General features: G+C 71.9%; 9 protein-coding genes and 1 tRNA gene. 3 read left to right on the forward strand and 7 right to left on the reverse strand.

Annotation, left to right across the window (positions count from 1 at the left end):
* Window positions 1–124: 124 nt before the first annotated feature.
* The 6 genes from ACFZBB_RS01930 to ACFZBB_RS01955 all read right to left on the reverse strand — a co-directional run bounded on the left by ACFZBB_RS01930 (window position 125) and on the right by ACFZBB_RS01955 (window position 9,522).
* Window positions 125–970 carry a DegV family protein gene (locus tag ACFZBB_RS01930; RefSeq protein WP_391116810.1) on the reverse strand — a complete coding sequence of 282 codons (846 nt, stop codon included), beginning with the start codon at window positions 968–970 and terminating at the stop codon, window positions 125–127.
* A gap of 338 nt (window positions 971–1,308) precedes the next feature.
* Window positions 1,309–1,875, reverse strand: coding sequence for a hypothetical protein (locus ACFZBB_RS01935; RefSeq protein ID WP_391116812.1), 567 nt, complete (start codon window positions 1,873–1,875; stop codon window positions 1,309–1,311).
* Window positions 1,876–2,037: 162 nt separating this feature from the next.
* Window positions 2,038–4,905: a leucine--tRNA ligase gene (leuS, locus tag ACFZBB_RS01940; RefSeq protein ID WP_391116814.1), complete on the reverse strand. Its 2,868-nt coding sequence runs from the start codon at window positions 4,903–4,905 to the stop codon at window positions 2,038–2,040.
* A gap of 343 nt (window positions 4,906–5,248) precedes the next feature.
* Window positions 5,249–7,216 carry a protease pro-enzyme activation domain-containing protein gene (locus tag ACFZBB_RS01945; protein WP_391116817.1) on the reverse strand — a complete coding sequence of 656 codons (1,968 nt, stop codon included), beginning with the start codon at window positions 7,214–7,216 and terminating at the stop codon, window positions 5,249–5,251.
* A gap of 217 nt (window positions 7,217–7,433) precedes the next feature.
* On the reverse strand, window positions 7,434–9,221 hold the full coding sequence (locus ACFZBB_RS01950; protein ID WP_391116819.1) for a hypothetical protein: 1,788 nt from the start codon (window positions 9,219–9,221) through the stop codon (window positions 7,434–7,436).
* 228 nt (window positions 9,222–9,449) lie between these two features.
* Window positions 9,450–9,522 (reverse strand) — tRNA-Ala (locus tag ACFZBB_RS01955).
* Between the two features lie 133 nt (window positions 9,523–9,655).
* Between ACFZBB_RS01955 and ACFZBB_RS01960 the strand changes: the two genes are divergently transcribed.
* Window positions 9,656–11,014, forward strand: a complete 1,359-nt coding sequence (locus tag ACFZBB_RS01960; protein WP_391116821.1) for a glycosyltransferase 87 family protein — start codon at window positions 9,656–9,658, stop codon at window positions 11,012–11,014.
* A gap of 87 nt (window positions 11,015–11,101) precedes the next feature.
* A complete protein-coding gene (locus ACFZBB_RS01965) occupies window positions 11,102–12,190 on the forward strand; it encodes an alkene reductase (RefSeq protein WP_391116823.1) in 1,089 nt (362 codons plus the stop codon).
* Window positions 12,191–12,226: 36 nt separating this feature from the next.
* Here ACFZBB_RS01965 and ACFZBB_RS01970 read toward each other — a convergent pair whose 3' ends face one another.
* Window positions 12,227–13,798: an MFS transporter gene (locus tag ACFZBB_RS01970; protein ID WP_391116825.1), complete on the reverse strand. Its 1,572-nt coding sequence runs from the start codon at window positions 13,796–13,798 to the stop codon at window positions 12,227–12,229.
* Window positions 13,799–13,900: 102 nt separating this feature from the next.
* Between ACFZBB_RS01970 and ACFZBB_RS01975 the strand changes: the two genes are divergently transcribed.
* Window positions 13,901–14,902, forward strand: a complete 1,002-nt coding sequence (locus tag ACFZBB_RS01975) for a helix-turn-helix domain-containing protein (RefSeq protein ID WP_391116827.1) — start codon at window positions 13,901–13,903, stop codon at window positions 14,900–14,902.
* Window positions 14,903–14,969 lie beyond the last annotated feature (67 nt).

Consider the following 14,969-nt stretch of genomic DNA (forward strand, 5'->3'; position numbering starts at 1 on the left):
CTCCGTCACCCGTGAGGGTGACTCAGGCCCCCTGCCGGCGGCCCCTCCGACCGCTCACACCGCTCACACCGCTCACGCCGCCGAAGCCCCCATGCCCCCATGCCCCCGCGAGCACCCGCCCCGCTCAGTGCGGCGAGATGACGACCCCGAGCAGCCCCGGCCCGGTGTGCGCGCCGATCACCGCGCCCACCTCGCTGACCACCAGATCGTCGAGGCCCGGCACCCGCTCCCGCAGCCGGTCCGCGAGGGCCGCCGCGCGGTCGGCCGAGGCGAGGTGGTGGACGGCGAGGGTCACCCGGCGGGTGCCCGTCTGCTCGACGACGATCTCCTCCAGCCGGGTGATCGCCTTGGAGGCCGTCCTGACCTTCTCCATCAGCTCGATCCGGCCGTCGACAAGGCGCAGCAGCGGCTTCACGGCAAGAGCGGAACCGAACAGCGCCTGGGCGGCGCCGATCCGGCCGCCCCGGCGCAGATAGTCGAGCGTGTCGACGTAGAAGTACGCGGAGGTGGCGTCGGCCCGCTTCTCCGCGGCGGCGACGACGTCGTCCGGTGTGCCGCCCGCTTCCGCCGTCTCGGCCGCCGCGAGGACGGTGAAGCCGAGCGCCATCGCGACCATTCCGGTGTCGACCACCCGCACCGGTACCGCCGCCTCCTTCGCCGCGAGCAGCGCCGCGTCGTAGGTGCCGGAGAACTCGCCGGACAGGTGGAGCGAGACGATCGCCTCCGCGCCCGCGTCGGCGACGGCCTCGTAGACGGCGGCGAATTCGGCCGGGGACGGGCGGGAGGTGGTGACCGGATGGCGGCGTTGGAGGGCTCGTGCCACGGCGGGGGCGGAGATTTCGGTGCCCTCTTCGAGGGCTTCGTCGCCGATTACCACGGTGAGCGGCACGACGGAGATGTTGTGCCGGCGCACGGCCTCGGGGTGGAGGTAGGCCGTGGAATCCGTGACGATGGCGACATGCGGGGACATGACGGGGAGGTTACCGGTGCGCAGGTCGGGGCGGTACTCGGGCCCTCATTGCCGGGCGGGCCGGTCTCCCCCGGCTGCCGCGGGCGGTGCCCCCACAGACGCCTGACGGGCTGATGGTTCGCTTCTGGCACCCCGCCAGCCCCGGGGTCCGTCCCCAAACGCCGGACGGGCTGACGCGTCGCTTCTGGCACTCCCGGCAAGGCTCAGGCTTCGTCCTCAGACGCCGGACGGGCTGAATTCGGCTTCTGGCGCCCGCCAAAGGCTCACTCCTGGCACCCCGCCAAGGGCTTACTCCTGGCACCCTGCAAAGGCTTACTCCTGGCTCCCCGCCAAAGGGCCTACTCCGCAGTCGGGCTCAGCTTCGGCGGAGCCGCCGGCTCCCAGTGGCGGAGGGCGGCCGATTCGATGTCGATCTGGTGGCGGAGGGCGGTGAGGTCGTCGGAGGCGAACTGGTGGGCGCGGTCCTGGGCGGCCCAGCGCAGGGAGTCCGCGGAGTGGGTGATGCGGTGGGCTCGGGTGGAGAGGTCGGGGAGGAGCGCGGCGAGGCGGGCGCGGTCGGGCTCGCGCTCCAGGAGGGCCAGCTCGCGGTCGAGGGTGCGGGCGTGGTCGTTGAGGCGGGCCATGAGACCGGCGGCCTCGGTCAGCGACGGGTCGTGTTCGAGGGCACGGAAGGTGCTGTCGATGGCAGTGCGCAGGTCGATACGGAGCTGCGCGACCTGGCCCGCGGGGCCGGTGGTGGTGTAGCGGCGAGCCTTGAGCTGGGTGTCCTCGATGGTGCGGCGCGCCTGGGCCGAGGCGCGGGCGACACCGCGGCGCGCGGCGCGCACGGTCTTGACGGTGGCCACGACTCCGAGCGTGACGAAGGCGAGAAAGAGCACCAGGACGACGAAGCCTGCGATTTCCACGGGCGCTCTCCTCCAACCTCGAACGGCGGACACTCCACCATCCACCGTAGACGTCTCCACCGTAAACGGGAGGGGCAGGCCGCGGGATCCGGCCGATCCCCCAACCTGCCCCTTAGGGGTCGCACTCCGCGAGGCGGCGCCCCCTGCGAAGAAGCCGCGGCCTCACACCACGATGTTGACCAGCTTCGGCGCCCGCACGATCACCTTGCGCACCGCCGCACCGCCCAGCGCCGCGACGACGGCCGGGTCGGACAGCGCCTGGGCCTCCAGCTCAGTGTCGGAAATGGTCGGAGGAACCTCCAACCGTGCCCTGACCTTGCCCTTGATCTGGACGACGCACACCACGGCCTCGTCCTGCGCCAGGGCGGGGTCGGCGACCGGGAAGGGCTCGTGCACCAGGGAGGCGGTGTGGCCCAGCCTGCTCCACAGCTCCTCGGCGATGTGCGGCGCCAGGGGCGCGATCAGCAGCACCAGAGGTTCGGCGATGGCGCGCGGCACGGGGCCGCCCGTCTTCGTCAGGTGGTTGTTCAGCTCGGTGATCTTGGCGATGGCGGTGTTGAAGCGCAGGCCCGCCATGTCGCCGGTGACACCGTCGATCGCCTTGTGCAGCGCGCGCAGCGTGGCCTCGTCGGGCTCGGCCTCGGAGACGGTCACCGTGCCGGTGGCCTCGTCCACGACATTGCGCCACAGGCGCTGCAACAGCCGGTACTGGCCGACGACCGCGCGGGTGTCCCAGGGGCGGGAGACGTCCAGCGGGCCCATCGCCATCTCGTACAGGCGCAGGGTGTCGGCGCCGTATTCGGCGCAGATCTCGTCGGGCGTCACGGCGTTCTTCAGGGACTTGCCCATCTTGCCCAGCACACGGCTGACGGGCTCGCCCTGGTAGAACCAGCCGCCGTCCCGCTCCTCGACCTCGACGGCGGGCACCGCGATGCCGCGCGCGTCACGGTAGACGAACGCCTGGATCATGCCCTGGTTGAACAGCCGGTGGAACGGCTCCACGGACGAGACGTGGCCCAGGTCGTGCAGCACCTTGTGCCAGAAACGGGCGTACAGCAGGTGCAGCACGGCGTGCTCGGCGCCGCCGACGTACAGGTCGACGCCGCCCGCGGGCTGCCCCTCGCGCGGGCCCATCCAGTACTGCTCGATGGCCGGGTCGACCAGCCGCTCGCTGTTGTGCGGGTCCAGATAGCGCAGCTCGTACCAGCAGGAACCGGCCCAGTTGGGCATGGTGTTGGTCTCGCGGCGGTACGTGCGGACGCCGTCGCCCAGGTCCAGCTCGACCGTCACCCAGTCCTCGTTGCGCGACAGCGGCGGCTCCGGGGAGGTGTCCGCGTCGTCGGGGTCGAAGGTGCGCGGACTGTAGTCGTCGACCTCGGGCAGGGCGACGGGCAGCATCGAGTCGGGCAGCGCGTGCACGACGCCGTCCTCGTCGTAGACGACGGGGAAGGGCTCGCCCCAGTAGCGCTGACGGCTGAACAGCCAGTCGCGCAGCCGGTAGTTGACGGTGCCCTCGCCGATGCCGCGCTCGGCCAGCCAGGCGGTGATCACGGCCTTCGCCTCGACCACGCCCAGGCCGTCCAGGGACACCCCGGACCCGGCCGAGTTGACGATCGTCGCGTCGTACGACCCGAAGGCGTCGTCCCACTGCGCCGGGTCGGTGCCGCGGCCGTCGGTGGGCGCCACGACACAGCGCATCGGCAGTTCGAAGGCACGGGCGAAGGCGAAGTCGCGGGCGTCGTGGGCGGGCACGGCCATGATGGCGCCGGTGCCGTAGCCCATCAGCACGTAGTCCGCGATGAAGACGGGGACATCCTCACCGCTGACGGGGTTTACGGCGAAGGCGCCGGTAAAGACGCCGGTCTTCTCCTTGGCGTCGGCCTGCCGCTCCACGTCGGACTTCGAGGAGGCGAATTTGCGGTAGGCGGCGACGGCCTCGGCGGGCGTGGCGTGGCCGCCGGTCCACACCTGGTGGGTGCCCTCTGGCCAGGCGTCGGGGACGATCGCGTCCACCAGGTCGTGCTCGGGGGCCAGCACCATATAGGTGGCGCCGAACAGCGTGTCCTGACGGGTGGTGAAGACCGTGATCGGGCGGTCGGCGCCGGCCACGGGGAAGTCGACGCGCGCGCCTTCGCTGCGCCCGATCCAGTTGCGCTGCTGCTGCTTGATGGCCTCGGGCCAGTCCAGCAGGTCCAGGTCGTCCAGCAGCCGGTCGGCGTACGCGGTGATGCGCATCATCCACTGGCGCAGATTGGCCTTGAAGACGGGGAAGTTGCCGCGCTCCGAACGGCCGTCGGCGGTGACCTCCTCGTTGGCCAGCACGGTGCCCAGCCCGGGGCACCAGTTGACCGGCGACTGGGCGACGTACGCCAGCCGGTGGCCGTCCAGGACACCGGCGCGCTCGGCGACGGTCAGCTCCGCCCACGCGCGGCCGTCGGGGGTCGCACGGACGCCGCCCTCGTACTGCTCGACCAGCTCGGTGATCGGGCGGGCGCGGGCGGCCTCCTCGTCGTACCAGGAGTTGAAGATCCGCAGGAAGATCCACTGGGTCCAGCGGTAGTACTCGGGGTCGATCGTGGCGAAGGAGCGGCGCTTGTCGTGACCCAGGCCCAGCCGCCGCAGTTGCGCCGTCATCGTGACGATGTTGGCCTCGGTGGTGACCCGCGGGTGGGTGCCGGTCTGTACGGCGTACTGCTCGGCGGGCAGGCCGAAGGCGTCGAAGCCCAGGGTGTGCAGCACATTGTGGCCGGTCATCCGCTGGTGGCGGGCGTAGACGTCGGTCGCGATGTAGCCCAGCGGGTGGCCGACGTGCAGTCCCGCGCCCGAGGGGTACGGGAACATGTCCATGATGAATTTCTTGGGGCGCGCGGCCGTCTCGGGGTCGCCGTCCAGGTCGCCGCTGGGGTTGGGCGCCTCGTAGGTGCCGTGGGCCTGCCAGAAGTCCTGCCAGCGGCCCTCGATGTCCGCGGCCAGTTCGGCCGTGTAGCGGTGGGGCGCAGCCGTCTCGGCGGCCGGGGTGATCTCGCTCATCGTCCTCGGTACTCCATCGATGTCTTGACGGCTGCGGCCCGGAAGCCTGCTGCCCGTCGCTGCCTGCGGAAACAAAAAAGCCCCTCGCGCAGGAGGGGTGCCGCACTGACGGGGTTCTCGGTCAGCGCGGCTCGCTAAGCAGGAGGCTCACAGCTCGCATGGCATCAGGTTACCGCAGCGGGGGCGGGGCCCGCACCGAGGATCGCTCCCCGGTACGGGCCCCGCTTCACCGCGTCCGAAACGCTTCCGAAGCGCGTCCGCACGCCTCGGATCCGCGCCGGATCGGCGTCAGAACCATGTCCGAAACGCAGAGCCACGTCGGATCAGAACCGCGTCACACCGTTCAGTGCTTGCCGTTCTTCTTCGGCGGCAGGTACGACTTCACGTAGTCGGCACCAGGGGTGCCGACGCCGGTGACGTCGTCGTAGCCGACCGTGGCGTGCAGCGACGCGTCCGCACCGAGGGTACGGAGCGAGGTGATCGTGCCGTCCGAGGCGTCGAAGGCGTTCGCGAAGTCGACACGCACGACGGCGAGACCCTGGCCCTGGCCCAGCGGGTGGTCGGTCACGTCGTGGTACGCGGACGTGCCGTACTTGTTGTAGATGAGCGGGTTGGCGAAGCCGATCGCGATGCCGTTACGGGCCTGCTGCGACAGCGCCTGGACGCCCGCGATCACCGGCGCGGCGAGCGAGGTGCCGCCGATCCGGTACTCGCTGTACTGGAGCGACCCGTCGGGGAAGGTCTGGGTCTGGCCGACGAGGAAGCCGGTGTTCGGGTCGGCGACCGCGGCGATGTCGGGCTCGACACGCTGCTTGACGGTGCCGCCGTTGGCGAGCGCCAGCGAGTCGGGTACGACGCCGCGCTGGTAGTACGGCTGCGCGTACAGCTTGCTGGTGCCGCCGCCCGCGCCCGAGGTGTACGGGCCGGGGAAGCCCACCCAGGACTTGCCGTCGGCCGACAGCGGGGCGCGCTCGGTGCCCCAGCCAGTCTCCCACTTGTACTTGTCGTTCTTGCCGACCGCCAGCGAGGTGCCGCCGACGGAGGTGGCCCAGTCGGAGTTTCCGGGGGTGTCGGCCTGCTTCACACCGGTGGAGGCGACGTTGTCGCCGTTGTCACCGGAGGAGAAGTAGAAGCCGATGCCCTCGACAGCGCCCTGCTGGAAGACCTGGTCGTAGGCCGCGGCCACGTCCGGGGTCTCGTTGGCCTCGACGTCGCCCCACGAGTTGGAGACGATGTCGGCCAGGTGGCCGTCCACGACCTTGTTGAGCGTGTCGAGCAAGTCGTCGTCGTAGCAGGAGGCCGCGCCGAGGTAGACGATGTTCGCGTCGGGGGCGACCGCGTGCACGGCCTCGACGTCGAGCGTCTCCTCGCCGTACCAGCCGGACGCGCCGCACTCGTCGGTGTTGGTGAACTCGCTCGGCAGGACCTGCGAGAGCTGGCCCTTCTTGTACTTCTGGTCGCCGTTTCGCTTGGCGTACTGCGAGGCGTCGGCGGCGATGGTCGGCGAGGCGTACGCGTCGGTGATGGCCACCGTCACGCCCTTGCCGGTGTACTTTCCGGCGCCGTACGCGGCACGGAGCTGCTCACCGGTGTAGCCCTTGATCGCGTAAGGCGCCTTGGTGCCGTACGCGTTGGGGAGCTTGTTGTTGGTGTTCGAGCCGTAGTACGTGGAGAAGGGTCCGGCGTTCTTGAAGACCGCGTCCGGGGGCGGCAGCGTGTCGTCGTGGCTGGACTTCTTGGGTGCGTTGTCCAGGCCGGTGACGGTCAGCACCGCGCCCTTGAGCGAGGCGGGCGCGGACGCCGTGGTCGCCGGGGCGTGGTAAGTGTGGCCCGCCTTGGAGTAGTTGTGGAGCTGGGTGCCGAAAGCCTTCTCCGCGGCGGCCACGTCACCGGTCACGGCGATGTAGTGCTGGGAGGTCGCGGTCACCTTCAGGCCGGAGGACTTCAGCCAGTCGGTGACCTCGGCTATCTGGGCCTTCGTCGCACCGTAGCGCGCCTGGGTCTGCGCGGTGGTCAGATAGTGACCGTAGTCAGCCGAGTTCGGATCCGAGACGGACTTGGCGTAGGCCGCGAGGCCCTTCGCGTCCCGTCCGGCCAGATAGACGCGGACGGACACCTTGCCGGTGTTCGCGGTCGCGCCCTTGTCTGCCTGGGTGGTGGCCCACTGCGGCTTGGTGCCGGAGAGGAGTTGGCGTCCGCTGGGCTGGTCGGCCGTGGCGGACTGGGTGCCAAGCGCGAGCGCGCCGGCGACCAGGGGCAGCGCGGCGGCCGCCACCAGTCCCACACGCGTTCTCTTGCGCTCAAATCTCATGAAACCCCCATGCGAAGCGAGTTGTCGCGAAGTGCGGTGTCGCCGCTATGCGTACGGCTCGTACCGCAGAGCGACACTCTTTCGCTGATCGGTTCACGTCAGGGGCATGGTTTTCCCAAGAGCGGGTCAAGGAACGGTAGCCACCGCCCGTCGTGCGTATGGCCGTTCAGGTCGCGTGCCCGATCGGGCACGGGGCCCGTCGGGGCCGCCCGCCCGGTCAGGCGGGGTGCTCGTCCAGCTTCTGGAACAGCCGGTGGAAGCGCAAGGTCGATCCCGCGGGAACGTCGGGAAGTTCACGCGACCGCAATCGCCAGGCGGCCACGACCGCGGCCGTCAACTCCGTACGGCAGGTGTCGCGGTCCATCTCCGGCACGCCCTGACTCTTGGCGTAGGAGCGGTACATGACCATGTCCCGCTCGGTACGCGGGCTGACCGGCCAGCCGCGCAGCAGCGTCTCGACCGCGCGCACCCCGCGCGCGAACCGCTCGTCCCCGGTCCGCACGGCGAGCGCCTTGAACCCCGGTACGAAACCGGCCATCCGCCACTCGACGTCCCGCTCGTCGCGCAGCGGATCGGCCCACGCCAGATCGGCCAGCGACACCGCGGTGAGCCAGCAGGCGATCTCGTGGCGGCCGGACTTGCCCTCCGCGATCGACCACTCGTAGAAGAACCGCCGGGCCGCCTCACGCGAGTTGACCATCGTACGGATCCGGCCGACATGCTCCTGCGCGACCGCCGTCAGCTCGTCGTTCATGGCGTTGTGCCGCAGCACCACGACGAGGTTGACCACCCGGCGCAGGTCGTCGGGCTCCTCCTCCACGGCCGCGCGGGCGGAGCCGATCGCGTACTCCGGCGAGCTGCTCAGTTTCTGCGACATGTACCGGAACTCCTTGGCGTCCAGGCCGCTTCCGGGCCGGGTCGCCACGCGGATGCCGACGCGGGTCAGGCGCGCGTAGATGTCCTTCATGTCGACGCCGAGGCTGCGGGCGACGCGCAGCGCCGACTCGGCGACCGCGCGGTGCCTGACGAGCAGCCGGTCGCCCGCGCGGGCCGCCGCCGCCTCCTCGCCGAGCGGGATGACGATCTCCTCCTCCACCCGGCTCACGTCGATGTTGAGCGCCTCGGCGAGCAGCCGCGGCGACATCTCCCGCACATTGATGCCGTGCAGGGCGGCGATCATGAAGAAGGCGTACGCGAGTGTGCGGCCGTTGCTCAGCGGGTAGTGGACCAGGCGTCCGAGCATCTGCTGCACATGGCCGTCGAGCCGGTCGCCGACGCGGACCCGGAGCATGCCGCCGAGCAGCGCGCCGTCCTCCAGGCTGGCCTCCTCGCCGCGGACCGCCGCCAGTAGCGCCGCCACGCGGTCCTCGACCTGGTTGTACGAGGCGAGCTGGCCGAGCGCCTGCGACCGCGTCCACGCCTCGACGATCTCCCGCGCGTCCACGCCGTCCTTGCCGAGGCCGCGCAGGGCGATCCGCTTCGGCGTGACGTTCAGCGTGTTCCACGGCAGCGAGTCGGCCCTGACCGCCCGCCAGTCGGTGTCCCGCGCCGCCAGCAGGAAGTGCAGGTCCGAGCGGCCGTCAAGTCGCCGCAGGACGTCGAAGCAGCCGGTCGCGATCTTCTCCGCGTCGTCCGAGACGAAGAGCGTGTTGCGGTCCGGGACCAGCTCCGCGATCCACTTCAGGTCCAGGGTGTCACCGGAGTCCCGCCAGTACACCCGCCAGTCCTCGTGGCTGCTCGCGAGATCGACGGCGACCTGCCGGATCAGCGTCGACTTGCCCTCGCCGCTGGGGCCCACCACCAGGTGCACGGTGCTCGCCGAGCCGCGCTCGTACAGCAGATTCCCGGTGATACGCGAGACCGCCTCGCGGCGCGGCACGTCCGCGAGCACCGTCTCCCAGGTCGGCAGGGCACCGTCGAAGTAGCGGACCAGACTCTCCCGTGAGGCCTCGCGCCGACCGGCGAGGAACTCACGGTCGATCAACTGCCAGTCCAGCTGGTCCAAGAGGTCTCTCCCCCGTCGCTTCCGCCCTGTGCGCCCAGGGTAGTTGACCAGCCGTCAGGCCGGTCAGGTGACGGATCCCGCGGCCGGTCAGAACAGACCGGTCCCGCGGCCGGTCCGAAGCCGGGCCCCGGAGCCGCGCCCCGCGGGCGCCGCAGGAGCCGGCCGCCGCGCAACGGAAAAGAGCGAGATCCGTCCGCCTTCTGCGGACAGGTCTCGCTCTCTCACTCGTGGAGCTACGGGGAATTGAACCCCGGACCTCTTGCATGCCATGCAAGCGCTCTACCAACTGAGCTACAGCCCCGCGTGGTGTCGGGCGGTGGGCCCGGCGACTCGGGATACATTACACGGCCGCGGGCCGGGACCGCCAACTCGTTTCCGGCCGGTGGCGGGCCTCCGACCTCGGGGTTCTGTGACGGCGGGAGGAGCGTGGTGGCGTGGGCGCGGTACGGCGGCGGCGGGCGGCGGCGGTGACCGCGGCCGGGGTCGGCTGCCTCGGGTCCTTCGCCGGGTTCTGGGCGGCGCAGCGCGGCGCGCACGTGTCGATGATCGACCTCATGGTGTACCGGGCCGAGGGCCGGACGGTACGCGGCGGCGGTGACCTGTACGCGATGCGGGCGACGTACGCGCGGCTGCCGACGACGTATCCGCCGTTCGCCGCGCTGCTGTTCGTGCCGCTGACCTGGCTGCGGACCGGGGCGATGCGGACGGCGGCGACGGCCGGGAATCTGTTGCTGCTGGTGGCACTGGTCGCGCTGTCGCTGCGGCTGGCCGGCCGTCCGGTACGCGCGCCGCGGGCCGCGGTGGTGCTCGCCGTGGCCGCGGCGGCGGTGTGGTGCGAGCCGGTGTGGACGACCCTGCGCTACGGGCAGGTCAATCTACTGCTCGCGGTGCTGGTGCTGTGGGACCTGACCCGCCCTGCCGCGCACCGCTGGGCGGGGGCCGGGATCGGGATCGCCGCCGGGATCAAGCTGACGCCCGCGCTCTTCGCCGTCTTCCTGGCCGTGGCGGGGGCGGCGGCGCTGCTCCGGGAGGGAAGCGGCGCACCCTATGTGCGGCGCGCCCTGGTGGCGGGCGGAACCTTCGCCGGTACGGTCGCGGTCGCGGCGCTCGCGCTGCCGTACGACTCGCGGCGGTTCTGGACCGGGGTGGTGCTCGCGCCGGACCGGGTCGGCTTCGGTGAGGACACCGCCAATCAGTCGCTGCGCGGGGTGGTCGCCCGGTTCCAGCACACCGGGGATCCGGGGACGGCCTGGCTGGCGGGCGCCGCCGTGGCGGGTCTGGCCGGGCTCGCGGTGGCCGTCGCGGCGCTGCTGGCCGGGGACCGGCTGCCGTACGGGCCCGCGTGGGCGGCGGCGGCCTGTGCGATGACGGCGCTGCTGGTCAGTCCGGTGTCGTGGTCGCACCACTGGGTGTGGGCGGTGCCGATACTGGTGCTGCTCGGCTCCGAGACGCTGCGCCGGGGGGACTGGCGGTGGGCGGCCGGGACGGCCGCGGCCTGCGGTCTCTTCTGTTCCTTCGCGCTGTGGGCGGTGCCGCACGGCCCGGGACGGCTGGAACTGCGGCAGAGCGGGCCGCAGATACTGCTGTCGGCCGGTTATCCGCTGGCGGCCGTGGCGTTCCTGGCGCTGGCGGGCACGCTGGCCGTCCGCGCGCTGTACACCATGCCCTCCAGGCGCGTGTCAACCGCCGAAAGCCGTCTTCCGGCGCCGATTCCGGATTCGGCTCCCGACCCCGCGCCGCCCCTGGTCACGGCACCCGCCCCGGCCCCGGCCGCTCCGGCCGGAAGTTCATGAATCCTCAACATTTCCGGGGCGGATCCGCGGTTACGGTGGCTTCCGGCCGACTACGAGCCCCGCCGCCGGACGAGCCTGGAGACCGCTTTGACCACCGCGTTCGACCCCCTCGACCTCGGCGGTGTGCGGCTGCCGAACCGTATCGCCATGGCACCGATGACCCGCAGCAGGGCGTACGGTCCCGGACTCGCCCCGACCGACGCCGCCGTGCGCTACTACGCGCAGCGCGCCTCCGCCGGGCTGATCGTCACCGAGGGCACCCAGCCCTCCCCCGTCGGACAGGGCTATCCCGACACTCCCGGTCTGCACAGCGACGAGCAGATCGCCGCCTGGCGCCGGGTCACCGACGCCGTGCACGCGGCTGGCGGCCGGATCTTCGCGCAGCTCATGCACACCGGCCGGATCGGCCACCCCTCCCTGCTGCCCGACGGCCTCGTACCGGTCGGCGCCTCGGCCGTCGCCGCCCAGGGCACGGTCTACACGCAGGACGGGCCGAAGGAGTTCGTCGTCCCCGAGGAGCTGACCGAGGACGGCATCCGGCAGACCGTCGCCGACCACGCCGCCGCGGCCCGCAACGCGATCACCGCGGGCTTCGACGGTGTCGAGGTGCACGCGGCCAACGGCTATCTGGCGCACCAGTTCCTCGCGCCCAACTCCAATGTGCGCACCGACGACTGGGGCGGCTCCCCCGAGCGCCGGATACGGTTCGCGGTCGAGCTGGTCACGGCGGTGGCCGGGGCGATCGGCGCCGACCGTACGGGCCTGCGCGTCTCGCCCGGCAATCCGCTCGGAGACCTCCAGGAGCCGGAGCCGGGACCGACGTATGTCGCGCTGGTCCAGGCGATCGAAGCGGTCGGCCCCGCGTATCTGCACCTCATCGAGAACGACGACCGGGCGCTCACCCTGGAGCTGCGCAAACGCTTCTCCGGCGCTCTCATCCTCAACGCCCGTACGGTCGGCCGCCCTTCGGGCCCGGAGGAACTGGCGCTGATCGAGGACGGCACCGCCGACATGCTCTCGTACGGCGCCCTCTTCCTCGCCAACCCCGACCTGCCGCGCAGGCTCCGCGCGGGCGGACCGTTCAACACCCCGGACCGGGCCACGTATTACGGCGGCGACGAGCGCGGCTACACCGACTACCCGTTCCTGGACGCGGAGGCCGCGCAGGACGCGTAGGACGCGCAGGACGCACCGGCACAGGCCGCCCGCGCCTCAGGCCCGGCGCCGCCCGCTCCGCCGCCACTCGACCGCGACCACGGCGCCGACCAACGACACCGCCGCCATGGCCGCCGACGTCACGGCGTAGGCGTGGGCCGAGGGGTGGGCGCCGGGCACATCGAGCCGGTTGAGGTAGAGCGTGCCGAGGGTGGCGACGCCGAGGAGCTGGCCGAGCTGAGTGACGGTGGCGAGCAGGCCGCTGGCCTCCGCCGCGTCGTGCGGCGCGACCTTGCCGAGCGCCAGGGTGAGCGTCGGGCTGAAGGCGAGGCCGAGTCCGGCGCCCAGGGGCAGCAGCGCGCCGTAGAGCAGCGCGCCGCCGTGGCCGCCGGCGCGCAGCGCGAGCCCGAGGCCCGCGAAGGACCCGGCCGCGACCAGCAGGCCCGCCGGGGCGAGCCACGGCCGCCAGGACACCGGCAGCCGACGCCAGTTGAGGCCGACGGCGCCGAAGGTGACCGCGCAGGTCGCGAAGGTCAGACCGGTGCGCAGCGCGCTGTCGCCGAGGCCCGACTGGAGGTGCAGGGCGATGGCGAAGAGGAAACCCGCGTTGGCCGCCATCGTCAGCGAGATCACCGTCACCGCGCGCGGCATGCCCGGCGCCCGCAGCACACGCGCGGACACCAGCGGGGCGCCGCCGCGCCGGGCGAGCCGCGCTTCGAGCACCGTGAAGAGCGCGAAGAGCAGCACGCTCAGGCCCAGCGAGAACCAGCCCCACAGCGGCCATCCCTCCTCCTGCCCGAGGACGAGCGGCACGGTGAGCAGCGTCACCGCGGCGCCGAGCACGACCAGGCCCGGCAGGTCGAGACCGCGCCGCACCGCGCCCGCCGCCCCTGGGGTCCCGGCAGCCGCGGCCCCCGTGTCCTCGGGCAGGACGCGCGGCGCGACCACCAGCATCACCAGGCCGATCGGCACGTTGACCAGGAACACCGGCCGCCAGCCCATACCGAACAGGTCGGCGCTGACCAGCAGACCGCCCAGCGACTGGCCGAGCGCGGCGCCGGAGGCGATGACGGCGGAGTACACGCTCATCGCCCGCGTCCGCGCCTCGCCGGTGAAGGTGAGCTGGAGCAGGCTCAGCACCTGCGGGATCATCAGCGCGGAACCGGTGCCCTGCACGAAGCGGAAACCGATCAGCTCACCGGTGTTCCGAGCGAGACCGCAGGCCAGCGAGGACACTGTGAACAGCGCGAGACCGGCCAGGAACAGCCGCCGGTGCCCAAGCAGGCCGCCCAGCCGCGCGCCGGTGATCAGGAGAACGGCGTACGCGATGCTGTAGCCCGCGATCACGAGCTGGAGCCCGGCGCCCGAGGCGTGCAGATCGGTACGGATCGTCGGGGCGGCGACATTGACGATGAAGACGTCGAGCAGGGCCATGAACTGGCCCGTGAGGATGATCGCCAGCAGCAGCCCGGCCCGCGGCGCCCGCGGCCCGGCACCGGAGGTGACGGCCGAAGAGCCGGCGGCGGAGGCGGACGAGCCGACAGCGGAGGGCCTGTCCGCTGGGGATGTGACGGCCGGGGACGTGCCGGTACCGGCGGTGATCCCGCCGGGGAGTACGGAGTGCGTCATGCGTCGAGCCTGCGGGCGGTGCGATACGGGTAACGAGAGCCCGGTGATCCTGGTACCGCTGGCACCTGGCAGCGGTACCGGGCCGCGGGGAGGATGGGGGACATGGCCCAGCCGTCGTCCCAGCCGTCGCCCCCGCACCCGTCACCGCGGCAGCAGCCGCCGCAGCACCGGACCCAGCGCCGTACGGAACTCGCCGGATTCCTCCGCAGCCGCCGCGCGCGGATCACGCCGGAGGACGTCGGAATGCCGCCGGGGCTGCGCCGCCGCACCCCTGGCCTGCGGCGCGAGGAGGTCGCGCAGCTCGCCGGGGTCGGTGTCACCTGGTACACGTGGCTGGAGCAGGGCCGCCCGATCAACGCCAGCGTGCAGGTGCTGGACGCGGTCGCACGGGTCCTGCAACTCGACGTGACCGAGCGCGAGCACCTGTACCGGCTCGCGGGCATCCCCTTCGTCCGTGAGCCCGTCTCGGACGCGGAGGTCGTCGGCGAGGAGGTGCTGGGCATCCTCGAAGCCCTCAATCCGCTCCCCGCGGTCGTGCACAACGCGCGCTACGACGTCCAGGCGTCCAACGCCACCTACCAGGTGCTGTGGCCGATGACCTCACGCGTGGCCCGGCACGACCGCAATGTGCTCTACAAGCTGTTCACCGTCCCCGAGTGCTGTTCGACCATCGTCAACAGCGACGACGAGCTGCCCGGCATGGTGGCCCAGCTCCGCCGCTCGTACGGCAACCACATGGGCGAGCCCGCCTGGGAGTCCTTCATCGCCCGGCTGATCAAGGAGAGCCCGCTCTTCGCGCAGCTGTGGGCCAGCGGCGACGTGGCCGCGCCGGGCAGGCGGGTCAAGGTCTTCCGGCACCACGCGGTCGGCACCGTCAATCTGTCGTCCAGCTCGCTGAGCATCGACGGCATGGCCGAGCACCGCATCGTCGTCTACACCCCGCTCGGCGCGGAGGACACCCGCCGGATCGAGCGCCTGCGCACCATCCCCGACCCGGTCGTCGGCTGCCCCCAGCACGGCCGCCCGCTCTCCGAGATCCTGCGCGAGAAGGCCGAGCAGTCCGCGCGGGAGGGCCGGAACGGAAAGATCCCGCTCCCCCAGTGAGGGAACGGGACCTTCGTACGTCGCGTGTGGACCCTGTCCCCGGACACTCCCGCCTCGGCATCCAGCC

The sequence above is a fragment of the Streptomyces sp. NPDC008139 genome, assembly GCF_042957025.1.
Classification (GTDB): Bacteria; Actinomycetota; Actinomycetes; order Streptomycetales; family Streptomycetaceae; genus Actinacidiphila.